This window comes from Rhodococcus sp. IEGM 1241 (assembly GCF_033142365.1).
GTDB classification, from domain to species: domain Bacteria; phylum Actinomycetota; class Actinomycetes; order Mycobacteriales; family Mycobacteriaceae; genus Rhodococcus_F; species Rhodococcus_F erythropolis.
On the sequence record NZ_JAWLSE010000005.1, the window covers coordinates 245,398 to 259,855 of the forward strand.

Genomic DNA, 14,458 nt, shown 5'->3' on the forward strand with positions numbered 1-14,458 from the left:
CAGGCTCTGGCCTTACATGCGGGGTGGCCGTCGCTGTGAGCATTCGGTCACGTGCTCGAAACGTACTCAACGAGCCTGTTACAGAATCAGGCGAATCGTATACGCGGGCGTCACCTGCGGCGAGTGGATTTCGCGAAAACTATCAATCGACAGTTATTCGCCTCTGAATCGCTTCGCCGAAGGAGTACGCCGTTGAGTGCAACCACCCCGGCTGCGCAGCCCACCACCGCATCCGCACTCGCCTCTTCGCCTCACGACGACGGTGACCTCGCGGAGTTCGGCTACGAGCAGCAGCTGCATCGATCGCTGGGAAAGTTCGCGTCGTTCGCCGCGGGCTTCTCCTTCGTTTCCATCCTGACCACGATCTTCCAATTGTTCGGCCTCGGTTTCGGTTTCGCGGGTCCGGCGTTCTTCTGGACCTGGCCTGTCGTATTCATCGGTCAATTCATGGTGGCCCTCAACTTCGCGGAACTTGCTGCCAGATATCCGATTTCGGGTGCCATCTACCAGTGGTCGCGGCGGATGGGTGGCGAAATCGTCGGCTGGTTCGCGGGTTGGTTCATGATTCTCGCTCAGATCGTCACCGCGTCGGCCGCCGCGATCGCCTTGCAGGTCGTGCTCCCGAATGTGTGGAGCGGGTTCCAGATCATCGGTGAGGACAGTGCACTCACCTCCTCGAGCGGTGCTGCCAATGCCGTGCTGCTCGGATCGGTACTTCTGGTTCTGACCACCTTCATCAACTGCATCGGCGTCAACTGGATGTCGCGTATCAACAACATAGGCGTGACCTGCGAAATCGTCGGTGTCATCGCGGTGATCGGGATGTTCTTCACCCACGCTCAGCGCGGACCGGACGTCGTCCTCGACACCGGCAGTGCCGGCGGTCAGCCCGGATACGCCTGGGCGTGGATCATGTCCGGACTGATGGCTGCCTACGTCATGGTCGGCTTCGGTTCGGCAGGCGAACTGGCCGAGGAGACCCGCAACCCCCGACGCGTCGCACCTCGTACGATCCGCCTTGCACTCTCCGCTTCCGCGCTCGGCGGCGGCTTGATGATCCTCGGCGCGTTGATGGCAGCGCCCTCACTGACCGACGGACGCCTGGCCACGGAAGGTTTGCCGTACGTACTGACCTCCATTCTGAGTTCGCCGTGGGGCACGGTCTTGTTGATCGACGTCTCGATCGCAGTGTTCGTGTGCACCTTGGCCATTCAGACTGCTGCTTCACGGCTGATGTTCTCCATGGCCCGCGACGGGCGGCTTCCTGCCTCGCAGGTACTGGCAAAGGTCAACCCCCGCACCGGAACACCTATCGCGCCGTCCGTCCTCATCGGTCTGGTCTGCATTGCCGTCCTGGCCGTCAACGTAGGCAACTCGGCAATTTTCGCAACCCTGTCCAGCGTATGCATCATCTTGATCTACTTGGCCTACCTCATGGTGACGGTGCCGCTGCTGGTTCAGCGTCTCAAGGGATGGCCTCGCACGGCAGTCGGCCCCAAGTTCGACGCCGAAGGCAAAAAGCTTTTCTCCCTGGGCATCTGGGGAGTTCCGGTCAACATCGCCGCGGTTGTGTACGGCGCGCTGATGGTGATCAACCTGTCCTGGCCACGAGCCGAGATCTTCAACCCCACCGGGGAGTACCCCATTCTGCAGTGGGCCGCGCCCATCACGGTAGCGCTGGTCGTGGGGCTGGGAGTCGCTTGCTTCCCACGTGGCCGCGCCACCCCGAATCCCGTCACGATCGGAGCCTGACCATGAGTACTCAGACCACCGCCGGAGCGCGCGAGCATGCCCGGTCCCAGGCCGGAACGATCACCGATTCCATGCCGGTGTTGCCGGCCACTCGCTGGCCGAACCCGCCCGAGGACGTCGCTCCCGAACGTCTGACCTGGGCTGAAACAGTGCCGGGTGGGCGATACACGACCAAGGTTCTCGCCCGTGGAACCCGATTACGACTTCGCGACATCGTCGGCAGCGCCTGTGCAAACATCTTGCTCTACCGCGCCGACGCCCCCTGGGAGCGTCTCAACGTCGCCGATACCGTCAAGGTGCCATGGCAGGCCTATCTCGGTGTCGGGCACCCGTTGCTCTCCGATCAGGGGCGAGTACTCGCGACGGTGGTCGCCGACACGTCGGGTCACCACGACGCGTTCTGCGGAGCGACGTCACGCGCTACCAACGAGGCGAAGTACGGGCAGGGTTCGCTGCACAGTGCCTCACCCGCCGGTCGTGAACTGTTCACCGTCGCTGCCGCGAAGAACGGACTCGGGCCGCAGGACATTGCGCCGCCGTTGTCCTTCTTCCATGGTGTCCGCGTCGAGGCGGACGGCGCTCTCACCAGTACGGGTTCCGCCGGCGCCGGCGCGACGGTCGACCTTCTGATCCACCTGCCGGTCATCGTGATGATCGCCAACACCGCGCACCCACTCGATCCGGCGCTGGAGTTTCCCACCACGTCCCTCGAAGTGCTCGCGTGGAACGCGGCCGACGAACTCGGCAGCCTTGACGATCTCGGGCCGGAATACCAACGCGCAGTGCTCAATACCGAAGACGCCTGGACGGCTTCGAACCTGGAGGAGATCGCATGACCACCACCTTGGATGTCCCCGCCCTCGTTCCCGGAACGGTGATCCTCGACGAGATTGCTGACGCGTTCGGGCCGTGGTCCGCAGTTGTCCGCGCCGGCGACATCCTCACCATCGTCGATCTGCACGGAAACCAAGCCGTCGACACACTCGTCTACGCCAGTGACGATCACAGCGTTCGGTACTCGGCAGCAGCGACGGTCACAGCGCAGCAGAATCTGTTTCTGACCACAGGATCCGTGCTCCGCAGTGACGACGGAACTCCGCTCATGACCCTGGTCGCGGACGAGGTCGGAAACCACGACACCGTCGGCGGCGCGTGCTCACAGGAATCGAACACCCTGCGATACGGCCACCACACCAAGCACCAGCACGCGTGCGTCGAGAACTTCCTCGTCGAGGGCGCAAAATGGGGGCTCGGGAAGCGGGACCTGGTGTCCAACATCAATTTCTTCATGAACGTCCCGGTCGACCCCGACGGCACACTCGGAATCGTCGACGGAATGTCTGCGCCAGGCAAGCGGCTCGCGTTGCGTGCCGAACGCGACGCGCTCGTCCTCGTGTCCAACTGCCCGCAGATCAACAACCCGTGCAACGGCTTCGATCCGACGGCCGTCCGCATGATCGTCACACGGCCGGAGGCAGACGAATGAACGCAAAACTGACCATCGTGCGTCCCGGAATGTTGACGACGGTTCAGGACTATCCAGGGCGCGTCGGGTACTGGCAGATCGGTGTCCCACCGTCGGGCCCGATGGACGACCTGTCGTTTCGGTTGGGAAACACCGCACTCGGAAATCCCGAAGGCGCACCCGGCATCGAATGCGCGATGGCCGGACCTGCGATGACGTTCGACGAGGACACCACGGTGTGCGTCACGGGCGCTCCGGTGTCTGTGACCGTCGACGGCATCGCCCACGGTCAGTGGCGTCCTGTTTTCGTCCCCGCTGGAGCGGTGCTCGACGTCGGGACGCTCAGCGGCCCAGGACTGCGCATCTACGTACTCGTACAGGGCGGAATCGAGACCGACGACTATCTCGGCAGTGCGTCGACCTTCACCCTGGGCAGGTTCGGTGGACACGAAGGTAGGACTTTGCGGGCGGGGGACGTTCTCAAACTCGGACAGGCGACCGGCGCAGCGGGAGGTGTTCCCGCCGAGCATGTTCCGGCGATACACACGTGCTGGGAACTTGCGGTGACCGAGGGCCCGCACGGGGCGCCGGAGTTCTTCACCCGCTCCGACATCGACACGCTGTACGCGACCGAGTACGAGGTCCACTTCAACTCCGACCGCACCGGAGTCCGGTTGATCGGTCCGAAACCTGACTGGGCCAGAACCACCGGCGGCGAAGCGGGACTTCACCCTTCGAACATCCACGACAACGCGTATTCGATCGGTGCGCTCGACTTCACCGGCGACACGCCCATCCTCCTCGGACCCGACGGACCGAGCCTCGGCGGCTTCGTCTGCCCGATCACGGTGGTGTCTGCTGATCGCTGGAAGCTCGGACAGTTGGCTCCCGGGAACAAGATTCGCTTCGTGCCGGTCCGCGCCGAACGGGCAGCCTCCCGGCGTGACCTCGGAGTATCGCGTCGAGCGTCCAATTCGGTTGTTCATTCCTCCGGTGGTGACGGCGACGACGGCGTCATAGCCCGCCGTGACGGCGACACCGCGGTCACGTACCGGCGCTCAGGCGATGACAATGTGTTGGTCGAATACGGCGACATGAATCTCGACCTGGCGTTACGTGCGCGTGCACATGCACTGCATCAGCGACTCGAAGCCGAGAAGCCGGCCGGACTACTCGATCTCACCCCGGGAATCCGTAGCCTGCAGGTCCGCGTCGACCCGGACGTGCTGCCCGTCGGCAAACTGATGGGAATGCTCGCCGAGGCGGAGGACACCTTGCCCGCTGCCAACGAACTTGTTGTGCCCAGTCGCACTGTGCGGATGCCACTGTCGTGGGACGACCCGGCTACGCGCGAAGCGATCCAGCGGTACATGCACGGAGTGCGCGCGGACGCGCCGTGGTGCCCGTGGAACATCGAGTTCATCCGCCGGATGAACGGTCTCGAATCCGTGAACGACGTATTCGACACCGTTTTCGGCGCCGAATACATGGTGCTCGGACTCGGCGACGTCTACCTCGGAGCTCCGGTCGCGACGCCGCTCGACCCACGTCATCGCCTTGTCACGACCAAGTACAACCCCGCCCGTACCTGGACCCCCGAAAACGCCGTCGGGATCGGTGGGGCTTACCTCTGCATCTACGGCATGGAAGGCCCAGGTGGGTACCAGTTCGTTGGACGTACGACGCAGGTGTGGAATCACCGCCACCCCGCGAAGTCGGGCCCGTTCGAGGAGGGCACTCCGTGGTTGCTGCGATTCTTCGACCGGATCTCCTGGTACCCCGTCGAGCCGGAAGAGCTGATGGATCTGCGCGCGGACACTGCGGCCGGCCGCGGCGGGGGAGTCGAGATCGAGGACGGCAGCTTCTCGCTGGCCGAGCATCAGGAGTTTCTCGCGTCGAACTCGCGCTCGATCGAGGAGTTCCGCGCGATGCAGTCCGTCGCATTCGGAGCCGAGCGTCAGCGCTGGTCCGACGCAGGAGAGTTCGCGCTACCCGGTTGATGGTCGAGTGAGCACCCTTTTCTTCGAGTGAGCACCGCTTCCAGCGTGTCGGAAGCGGTGCTCACTCAGCAGTAACGGTGTTCAGTCCGCGGTGGTTGTCATCATTGGTCATTCATGGGTTGGTCATTGTGGAGGTCGACGAGGTGAGCGACACTCAGCCATGCGATTCGTGACACTGCCCCAAGGAAGCCTGGACGCCGACGAGTACGGCAGCCGGAACATCACCATGATGCAGCTCGCCCGTTCGGTGGACGGTGGAGAATTCAGGAGTCACTTCGCGTGGTGTCGGCCGAACAGCCTGTTGGGGAAGCACTCTGCGAACCTCTGGCAGCTGTACGCCGTCGTGGACGGTTCGGGCTGGGTAGCCGAAGACGACGGTCGACGGGTCTCGATGGCGTCAGGCGAGGCAGTGTTGTGGAGCCCTGGCGAGATCCACGAGTCCGGTTCGGATGACGGGATGCTTGTGGTGATAGTGCAAAGCGGCGCTCCGTTCACCGGGCTCGTCAGCGAGTCAGCGCGCGATTGAACAGATCGATGAACGGGCGAGGCGACGGGGTCCCGGTGGGCCGGAAAGGCGCAGAATCCCTCGACGCGGATACCCACTCGGTTCTGCTCACCCGCGACAAGTCGAGCTGATATCGGGTGTCGGCGGCGAGTCGGTGCAGGAAGAGTGTTCCGGTTCGCCCGTTTCCTTCCCGAAACGGGTGGGCATGATTGAGCGTCGAGTACACCGATGCGAGCGCGAACGACGCAGCGCCGTGATCGAGCGCTACCCAATCGACGGCGGCGATGATCTCTTCCACCTCGGACAGGTAGTTCCGAATCGCCGAGACCGGAGCAAACGTTGCCGCACCTTTCCTGATGTCGACGGTTCTGATGTGTCCGGCCCACTGGTACAGATCTTGGAAAACGTGCTGGTGAAGTAGGAGAAGTTCGGCTGTGTCTCGCGTGTGCGGTACGAGGTCGCCGCCGAGATGCGCCTCACCCAGACGAAGCGCGGTCGCCGCGAACTCGAGTGATTGCAGTGCGGCGGGATCTCGCACGTCGAAATTGTTCTCGAGCACCGATGTACCGCGATAGACGTACGGCGCTGATCTTCGCCAGCGGATCCGCGGGGGAATTGGTGACGACAGGCCGACGGCTCGCGCCAATTCCTGCTCGAAATACTCACGCCGAGAGAGCATCCCGATCATGACGGCCTCGAGTTCCGCGATCTGCTCGTTACTCGGATCCCAGCCTTCGAGGCGCTCCGCCGCCAGAACCTGTTCGAGCGCAGTGCGATTCACGGGTCGATGTCGGGTAGCGCCGACGCGGACGCGGCATATTCGAGTCGTCGTTGCACACCTGCGACCTCGCGCACTGCATTGCTCAGCAAGCTCCGCGAGAGCGGAGTGAGTTCGGAGATCACGACTTCGTCGGTCGGTGGCCGACCTGCCGCGAACTGATCGGTCTGGTGGCGGACACGAATCTGCTGCAACACCTCGAAAGATTCGATCAGTACCTGGGCGTCGTCGTCGAGTAGGAAACCGCTTCCCGCTGCAGCCTTGAGACGTTCGAGTGTCGAACTCGTGCGGGCGCCCACGGAAATCCCCGCCCATCGAGCGATGTTCACGATCGGTTGGACGGCGCTGGCTTTGAGGTCGACGGTTCCGGTCCGACGCGTCATCACGTCCTTGAACGAATGGAGCTTTGCCTTGTCTCCGACCGCTTCGCGAAGGAGCAGTCGCATGACGGCCGGGTGCAGTCGCAGTTGATCCAACGCCGCAGGGCGAGGATCCAACGCCGGATCGCCTGCGACGACGCGGGCATCCGCCAGCATCGACAACATGACCAGGGCTTGGTCCTGGTACGGATTGGATACCCATTTCCGCAGCGCAGTGCGCCATTGTGGGAGCGTCCGAGCAAACCTGGCCTGGGTCGCGACGGCGTTCTTGGTGTCGCGAGGGAACCCGCAGAGATCGAGGATGTCGTGGATGGTCTTCGCGGCGTCGGCTCCCTCGTGATGAGATTCGCCGCCCCACACCAGCGCACTGTCGATATCCGAAGAGGGGAGCGCTTCACGCCTGGCGACGCTGCCGAGCGACAGCCACGCGAAATCCGGTCGCTCGTCTCCGCCCACCACCAATTCGATGGCTCGCCTGACCGTCACGTCGATCAGCACGGCCAGCGTCGCGCCGATGTCGAGCGGTGAGACCCGTGAGGCCACCAATTCCGTCACCAGAACAGGGACCGCGCGGGCTGTTTCGACGAGGTGGGCGTCGTCCTGTGCTGTGGCGAGCGCTGCGCGCAGTTCGAAACCCTGATTGGTGGCCGAAGTCAGGAGGTCGCTGAGTTCGAGCACACCCATCAGTGCGCCTGCCTCGGTCACGACCGGGAGATGGCGCAATCCGTACTCGAGCATGTCGGTCACGGCGTCGGCGCCCAATCGATCCGGATCGACTGTCACTGCTGACGGCGTCATCACTGTTGATACCGGCTGATTGCTGTCGATACCACCGACTACCACGCGAGCGCGTAGGTCACCTTCGGTGAAGATTCCGAAACCGCTTGTCTCCGTCGGGATCACAACAGCACGGCGGCCCGCATCGGTCATCAACTTCGCGGCCTCGCGGATGGTTGCCTGGCCGTCGCAGACAATTGCGGGCCCGCGCAACAGGTCTCGCACCCGGCGCATGGCGGGACTCTGGATGCCTTGCCCCGCCGAGTGCCCCGTCATGGGGTCATTGTCGCAGGTGTGTCCGTTTCAGGCAGCGGAGGGTGAGATGTCAGAGACCGCCGAGTCGCGAGAGTACGTCGAGAGCGGAATCCGTAGTACGCCAGAGTGCGTCGATCTCCTGTTCTGCGCCGGGACGTGTCTGCGGATTCTGGAGGGCGAATCCGTTGGCCAGTGTGATGGTGTTGTATCCGCTGTCGGCGGCGCGGAGCAGCAGTTCCGAGGGCTGCGAGTTTCCGGCCAATCGGTCGAGTCCTTCGCCGACGAAGTAGAACCGCCAGAGCGGCCCCAGATCGGCGTCGTACTCGGCCTTGGTGAGGGTCACGATCGAACCACCCTTGACGGCAATGGAATCGACGATCTTGTAGAAATCCGTGACATCCTCCGCAGTGGTTCCGGACGTGGCGACGGCGTGAGCGAGGTCGACGGTGAGATGCGCGTTGTAGCCGGCCATGGCAACCCGTGCTGGACTGGCGTCGCACTGACGTGTCAGGGCGAAGTAGTTGGTCCACGCCGGATCGGTGGGAGTACCGGTGAACTCCGCATGGACGTTCACCAGGTACCTGCGCAGCAATTCGAAGCTGACGGAATGGGCCCACTCGTCATCGGCGAAGGCCGCAGGGTCTCGCTGCAGCGGCATCACCGCCTCGTGTTCGACAGCGTCGAGGCCGATGGAGAACAAGCCTCGCCAATCGTGGTGTGAGACGAGGATCGACGTGATCTCACGATGACGTTCGACAGCGGTCTCGAGCCGAGGCAGTCCGGCACCGTTCAGCGTCGTGACGTCGCTGAGTTCGGCAATCCGGCCCACCTCGGCATTGCTCAACTGGCTGCCGCAAGCCGTCGAAAGACTCTCGCCCGGATCTGCGAGTGCAGAACCGGGCGAGAGGAAAGCGGCGGTGATGCCGAGCGCGAGCGTCAACGGATACAGCCGCATCGGTTTCATCGGCTCAGACTAGGCGCCCATTTCACAAATGTCCGGATTGGCGATCAGCTGAGAACCGCGTCGGCCTCGATCTCGATGAGCAGAGCGGGGTCGATCAGCGAGCTGACCTCGAGGATGGTCGTGGCGGGACGAATCTCGCCGAACACTTCACCGTGCGCGAGAGCGGCCTGCTCCCACTGCGTCATGTCGCGCAGGTACATGCGAGTGCGGATGACGTCGTCGAGCGAGGCGCCGGCCTCGGCAAGTGCTGCCTTGATAGTTTCGAGCGCTGCGCGGGTCTGATCTGTGAGGGTCTCACCAGGAGCGGTGGTGCCAGAGACTGCGATCTGGTTACCGATGCGCACGGCACGGGAGTAACCGATCTTGGGTTCCCATTCGGAACCGGAGGAAATATTGATTCTGTTCGACATGCACCGAATTCTGCCAACAACTTCCCGGCCGTGGTGAGGCACGGTCGGGTATTCGCTCCATCTTGACATACCTTAGAACAAGTGTTCGACTTGGGGCCATGAGGTGGTCGGGTCAGGCATTGGATGCAGATGACGGAGCGCTACCCGGACTCGAACGGGCCGGGTTGGTTCGCTCCGTGCAGACTCCCGAGTTCGAGGGAATCACGTTTCACGAGGTGCTCTGCAAGAGCGCGCTCAACAAGATGCCCGAAGAGTCGACGTTGCCGTTCAGCTTCACCGTCAACGCTTTTCGTGGTTGCTCGCACGCATGCCGATATTGCTTCGCGAGACCGAGTCACGAGTACCTCGACCTCGACGCCGGCGCGGATTTCGATTCCCAAGTGGTCGTGAAGACGAACATTGCCGCGGTGCTCCGCAAGGAATTGGCGCGAAAGTCCTGGAAACGGGAGGCAGTGGCACTGGGTACCAACACTGATCCTTATCAGCGAGCGGAGGGCCGATACCGCTTGATGCCCGGCATTATTCGCGCGTTGACCGAATCGGGAACTCCCTTCTCGATCTTGACGAAGGGAACTCTGCTCCGACGGGACCTGCCGCTGTTGAAGATGGCGGCGGCGCAGGTCGACGTCGGAATCGGAGTGTCGTTGGCGATCAACGACGCTGCACTTCAGAAGCAGATCGAGCCTGGTACCCCGTCACCGCGGGCGCGTCTCGAGATGATCCGGGCCATCACCGACGCGGGATTCTCGTGCAATGTCATGGTGGCGCCGGTCATTCCGTTCCTCACCGATTCCACCAGTCACCTCGACGGTCTGTTCGAGGCACTGTCCGAAGCCGGTGCGACGAGTGTGACGGTCTTCCCGATGCACCTGCGGGGGAGTACTCGGGGTTGGTTCATGAATTGGCTTGCTCAGGAACATCCGGCACTCATCCGTCGCTACCGCGAGCTGTACGGGCGGGGTGCGTATGTCACTCCCGAATACAAGCGTTGGCTCGCAAGCCGTGTCGAGCCATTGGTCGAGCGTCATGGGTTGGGTGGTCGTTCGGAGCATCGAGATGTCAGTGCGGCTGGCAGTGAACCGCGTGAGGCGCCTCGGGAACTGGTGGGTGCGGGAGCAGCTCTCACTTTGTTCTGACGGCCGCGGGCGCGTAAATCGGAGGCGCCCCGGACGTTTGCCGGGCTACATTCGCCTGGTGCTACTCACACTGACGTCCACCCCGACCCCGCAGACTCCTGATGCGACCGCGTTGAGCTACCTGCTGCACAAACATCCCGACCGCGTGCAAACCTTCGACTTGGCGATCGGCACCGCCACGGTTCTGTACCCGGAGGCCTCGGCCGAAAAGACCACGGTGGCAGTGATTGTGGACGTCGACCCCATCGAACTTGTGCAGAGTAGGTATCGACGAGGCAAGAGTGGCGACAACTTTTCGCTGGGGGAGTACGTCAACGATCGGCCGTATGCGGCGTCGTCCATACTCTCGGTTGCTCTGTCGAAGCTGTTTCGCACCGCGTTGACGGGAACTTGCAAGTCGCACCCGGAACTCGTCGGAGCCGAACTCGCGTTGACCGTCGCGATTCCGGTGGTTCCGTGTGGCGGCGATGCGGAATTGCCTCGTCGGCTGTTCGAGCCGCTGGGCTGGGACGTGACCGCGATACCGGTGCAGCTTGATCCGCACCTACCGATGTGGGGAAACTCCGACTTCGTGTCGCTGACACTGACCGGGGAACACACGGTGCAGAGTGCCCTACGGCACCTCTACGTGCTGTTGCCCGTCCTCGACGATGTGAAGCACTACTGGGTGGGACCTGACGAGGCAGACAAATTGATCCGCGTCGCTGGAGAGTGGTTGGCGTCGCATCCGGATTCCGCGCTGATCATGTCCCGCTACCTGGCTCGTCGACGCGACCTGGTCGAATCGGTGGTCGATCGACTGATTCCCGAACAAGCTGAGGCGCAGATCGAAGCCCCGAGACCGGATCCGCCGCTGGCACGCCTTCGCGTCGACGCAGTTTTGGCGACGCTTCAGCGACTGCACGTGAGAACAATTGTCGATATCGGTTGTGGCGAAGGTAAATTGCTCGAGGCGCTGATGCCGCACGCTCGATTCGACAAACTTGTCGGCGTCGATGTGAGCGCGCGCGAACTGACACGGGCGCAACGCAGATTGAAGTTCACCGAAATGTCCGACGTCCAGCGTGAACGTGTGTCTTTGATGCAGTCGTCCGCGACGTACCGCGACGCACGCTTGAAAGGCTTCGACGCAGCCGTGCTGATGGAGGTGGTCGAGCACGTCGACACGGCGCGCCTGCCGGCGCTGGTCAGATCGGTCTTCGTGGACGCAGCACCGCAGTATGTGCTGCTGACTACTCCGAATGCCGACTACAACGTGCTGTATCCGGCATTGGCCGCGGGAGAGTTCAGGCACCCCGATCACAGGTTCGAGTTCTCACGGACCCAATTCGACGACTGGGCAACCGAAACGGCCCGAGTCCACGGCTATTGCGTGGAGTTCGAATTTATCGGAGCAATTGATCCGGTCCTCGGCGGGCCGACACAGATGGCAATCTTCACGAAGGAGGCACGAACGTCATGACGGTGTACGAGATTCCAGATCTCGCCCTGGTAGTACTCATCGGCGTCAGTGGCTCGGGAAAGTCGACCTTTGCGGCGCGCCACTTCGGTGAGTACGAAACCCTCTCGAGTGACACATTCAGAGGGTGGGTCAGTGACGATCCGAACTCACAGGAGTCGACGTCCGATGCTTTCGAAGTGCTGGAGTTCGTCGCGGCCAAGCGTTTGCGACGCGGACGCCTCACGGTGGTCGACGCGACCAACGTCCAGCCCGCTGCGCGCAAGCGACTCGTTGCGTTGGCTCGCGAGCACGACATACTGCCGGTGGCAGTCGTGCTCGAAGTTCCGGAATCGGTCTGCTCTGCACGAAACGACGCTCGCTCTGACCGGACGTTCGGACGCGACGTGATTCGCCGCCAGCACCAACAGTTGACTCGCTCGCTCCGCGGGTTGGGTAAGGAAGGTTTCCGTTCGGTTCACATCCTCAGAGGTGAGGACGCGGTTTCCGAAGCCACATTCTTGCGCCACCCGCTCCGCAGCGATCTGCGTGTCGAGCGTGGTCCGTTCGACGTCATCGGTGACATCCACGGATGTCGAAGTGAGCTCGAGAAGCTCCTCGTGAAACTCGGCTACACCGTCGACTTCGGGACGGATGGCAGAGCTGTCGATGCGGTGCCGCCGGACGGGCGAACTGCCGTCTTCCTCGGTGACTACGTGGATCGAGGTCCGGATTCGGTCGGTGTGCTGCGTCTGGTCATGGGGATGGTCGCGGCGGGACATGCGATAGCGGTTCCGGGTAACCACGAGAACAAACTCGTCAAGGCGCTGCGCGGTAAGAAGGTCACGCCGAGTCACGGACTCGCCGAGACCCTCGAGCAGATGGCCACCGAGTCGGCGGAGTTCCGCGAAAGCGTCGTCGACTTCTGTGACGGTCTCGTCGCGCACCTCGTCCTGGACGACGGCAAACTCGTTGTCGCGCACGCCGGTCTCAAGGAGGACTACCACAACAGGGCGTCCGGCCGAGTGCGAAGCTTTGCGCTCTATGGTGAAACAACCGGTGAGACGGACGAATTCGGCCTGCCCGTTCGATACCCGTGGGCGCAGGACTACCGAGGATCAGCCATGGTCCTCTACGGTCACACTCCGGTGCACGAGGTGGAATGGATCAACAACACCGCGTGCCTCGACACCGGGTGCGTCTTCGGTGGATCCCTCACCGCTCTTCGATACCCGGAACGAGAGATCGTGTCGGTTCCGGCGGAGCAGGTTTGGTACGAGCCGGTGGTACCGCTGGCACCGCCGACTCGTGATCCGGATGTGCTCGATCTCGCCGACGTCCTCGAAACAACAGGCGTCGACACCGAACTGCGCGGTCGAGTGTCCGTTCGCACCGACAACGCTGCCGGCGCCTTGGAAGTGATGAGCCGATTCGCGGTCGCGCCGCAATGGCTGAGGTACCTACCGCCGACCATGGCGCCCTGCGCGACGGCCCAATCCGATGACTATCTGGAACACCCGTCGACCGCGTTCGACGCATACCGGGCCGGCGGAATCGGAACAGTGATCTGCGAAGAGAAGCACATGGGTTCGCGGGCAGTGGTGCTCGTGTGCCGTGATCGATCGGTTGCTCAGTCCCGCTTCGACGCACCGGATGCGCTCACCGGGATGGTGCACACCCGCACCGGCCGCCAATTCTTCGACGACGACCTGACTCAGCAGTTGATCGACGACATCGCCGCCGCAGTCACCTCCGCTGGGTTGTGGGAAGAGCTGGGCACCGACTGGCTGCTCCTCGACTGCGAACTGTTGCCGTGGAACGTCAAAGCGGAAGGTCTGCTGCGCTCGCAGTACGCGTCGGTCGCGGCGGCCGGGCGATCAGACCTCACAGCTCGCGAGGCCGTGTTGGCGCAGGCCGGGTCGCGGGGCCTGGACGTGGCGGAGATGTTCGAACAGACAACTGTTCGGGCCGCCAGTATCGAGCGCTTCGGCGAGGCGTACCGACGGTACGTGTGGCCGACGAACGGACTGGACGGCGTCACCATCGCGCCGTTCCAGATTCTGGCGGCCGAGGGCAAGTCGTACGGGGAACGGGATCACGAATGGCACCTGGGTATTTCGGACCGCCTGGCCGCGGCCGACCCGAGTCGATTTACCACTACACGTCGCCTGGTGGTCGATCTCGGTTCCGAAGACTCGGTGTCCGAAGCGACGAAGTGGTGGGAGTCGCTCACCGGTGACGGTGGTGAGGGGATGGTCGTCAAACCGCTGGCGAATCAGATTCACGGACCGCGGGGGTACAACGCGAAGGCTCAGCCGGGGATCAAGGTTCGCGGCCGGGAGTACCTGCGATTGATCTACGGTGCCGACTACCTCGAACCGTCGACGCTTGCGAGATTGCGTAACCGCAACCTCGGACACAAGCAGTCGATGGCGCTGCGCGAGTACGCGCTCGGCATGGAGGCGGTATCCAGGCTCGTCGACCGTGAACCATTGTGGCGAGCGCACCAGGCCGTGTTCGCAGTGTTGGCTCTCGAATCGGAGCCGGTCGACCCGCGGTTGTGACGGCCGGTGCCCGGGCTCGGATTGATACCGTCGG

General features: G+C 63.1%; 12 protein-coding genes. 8 read left to right on the forward strand and 4 right to left on the reverse strand.

What is annotated here, in order from left to right; all coding sequences use genetic code 11:
* Positions 1 to 192: 192 nt before the first annotated feature.
* The 5 genes from R4P70_RS22525 (at position 193) to R4P70_RS22545 (ending at position 5,743) form a co-directional block, all read left to right on the forward strand.
* Positions 193 to 1,752: an amino acid permease gene (locus R4P70_RS22525; RefSeq protein WP_020907661.1), complete on the forward strand. Its 1,560-nt coding sequence runs from the start codon at positions 193 to 195 to the stop codon at positions 1,750 to 1,752.
* A 2-nt stretch (positions 1,753 to 1,754) separates the two neighbouring features.
* Complete coding sequence (locus R4P70_RS22530; RefSeq protein ID WP_019748328.1) at positions 1,755 to 2,588, forward strand: urea amidolyase associated protein UAAP1; 834 nt, start codon at positions 1,755 to 1,757, stop codon at positions 2,586 to 2,588.
* The gene (locus R4P70_RS22535; protein ID WP_019748329.1) at positions 2,585 to 3,238 is read left to right on the forward strand and encodes an urea amidolyase associated protein UAAP2; all 654 of its coding nucleotides are present in this window, start codon (positions 2,585 to 2,587) and stop codon (positions 3,236 to 3,238) included. The genes R4P70_RS22530 and R4P70_RS22535 overlap by 4 nt, the downstream gene beginning before the upstream one ends.
* Complete coding sequence (locus tag R4P70_RS22540; RefSeq protein ID WP_019748330.1) at positions 3,235 to 5,217, forward strand: 5-oxoprolinase/urea amidolyase family protein; 1,983 nt, start codon at positions 3,235 to 3,237, stop codon at positions 5,215 to 5,217. The genes R4P70_RS22535 and R4P70_RS22540 overlap by 4 nt, the downstream gene beginning before the upstream one ends.
* Before the next feature lie 160 nt (positions 5,218 to 5,377).
* Entirely contained in the window at positions 5,378 to 5,743 is a 366-nt protein-coding gene (locus R4P70_RS22545; RefSeq protein ID WP_317831866.1) for an AraC family ligand binding domain-containing protein, read from the forward strand.
* Here R4P70_RS22545 and R4P70_RS22550 read toward each other — a convergent pair.
* From R4P70_RS22550 to R4P70_RS22565, 4 genes are read right to left on the reverse strand one after another with little or no spacing between them, the layout of a single operon-like run.
* Complete coding sequence (locus R4P70_RS22550) at positions 5,721 to 6,503, reverse strand: Fic/DOC family protein (protein ID WP_021344194.1); 783 nt, start codon at positions 6,501 to 6,503, stop codon at positions 5,721 to 5,723. The genes R4P70_RS22545 and R4P70_RS22550 overlap by 23 nt on opposite strands.
* Positions 6,500 to 7,933, reverse strand: coding sequence for a putative nucleotidyltransferase substrate binding domain-containing protein (locus tag R4P70_RS22555; protein ID WP_223257836.1), 1,434 nt, complete (start codon positions 7,931 to 7,933; stop codon positions 6,500 to 6,502). Before R4P70_RS22555 ends, R4P70_RS22550 begins: the two co-directional genes overlap by 4 nt.
* Before the next feature lie 49 nt (positions 7,934 to 7,982).
* Positions 7,983 to 8,867, reverse strand: coding sequence for a DUF5995 family protein (locus R4P70_RS22560; protein ID WP_020969555.1), 885 nt, complete (start codon positions 8,865 to 8,867; stop codon positions 7,983 to 7,985).
* A 53-nt stretch (positions 8,868 to 8,920) separates the two neighbouring features.
* Positions 8,921 to 9,286: a RidA family protein gene (locus tag R4P70_RS22565; RefSeq protein ID WP_019748335.1), complete on the reverse strand. Its 366-nt coding sequence runs from the start codon at positions 9,284 to 9,286 to the stop codon at positions 8,921 to 8,923.
* A gap of 98 nt (positions 9,287 to 9,384) precedes the next feature.
* Here R4P70_RS22565 and R4P70_RS22570 point away from each other — a divergent pair, with 98 nt between their 5' ends.
* From R4P70_RS22570 to R4P70_RS22580, 3 genes are read left to right on the forward strand one after another with little or no spacing between them, the layout of a single operon-like run.
* Positions 9,385 to 10,422, forward strand: coding sequence for an Rv2578c family radical SAM protein (locus R4P70_RS22570; RefSeq protein ID WP_003944842.1), 1,038 nt, complete (start codon positions 9,385 to 9,387; stop codon positions 10,420 to 10,422).
* Positions 10,423 to 10,459: 37 nt separating this feature from the next.
* Positions 10,460 to 11,884, forward strand: a complete 1,425-nt coding sequence (locus tag R4P70_RS22575) for a 3' terminal RNA ribose 2'-O-methyltransferase Hen1 (RefSeq protein WP_019748337.1) — start codon at positions 10,460 to 10,462, stop codon at positions 11,882 to 11,884.
* Positions 11,881 to 14,424: a polynucleotide kinase-phosphatase gene (locus R4P70_RS22580; RefSeq protein WP_317831872.1), complete on the forward strand. Its 2,544-nt coding sequence runs from the start codon at positions 11,881 to 11,883 to the stop codon at positions 14,422 to 14,424. The genes R4P70_RS22575 and R4P70_RS22580 overlap by 4 nt, the downstream gene beginning before the upstream one ends.
* Positions 14,425 to 14,458: the final 34 nt, after the last annotated feature.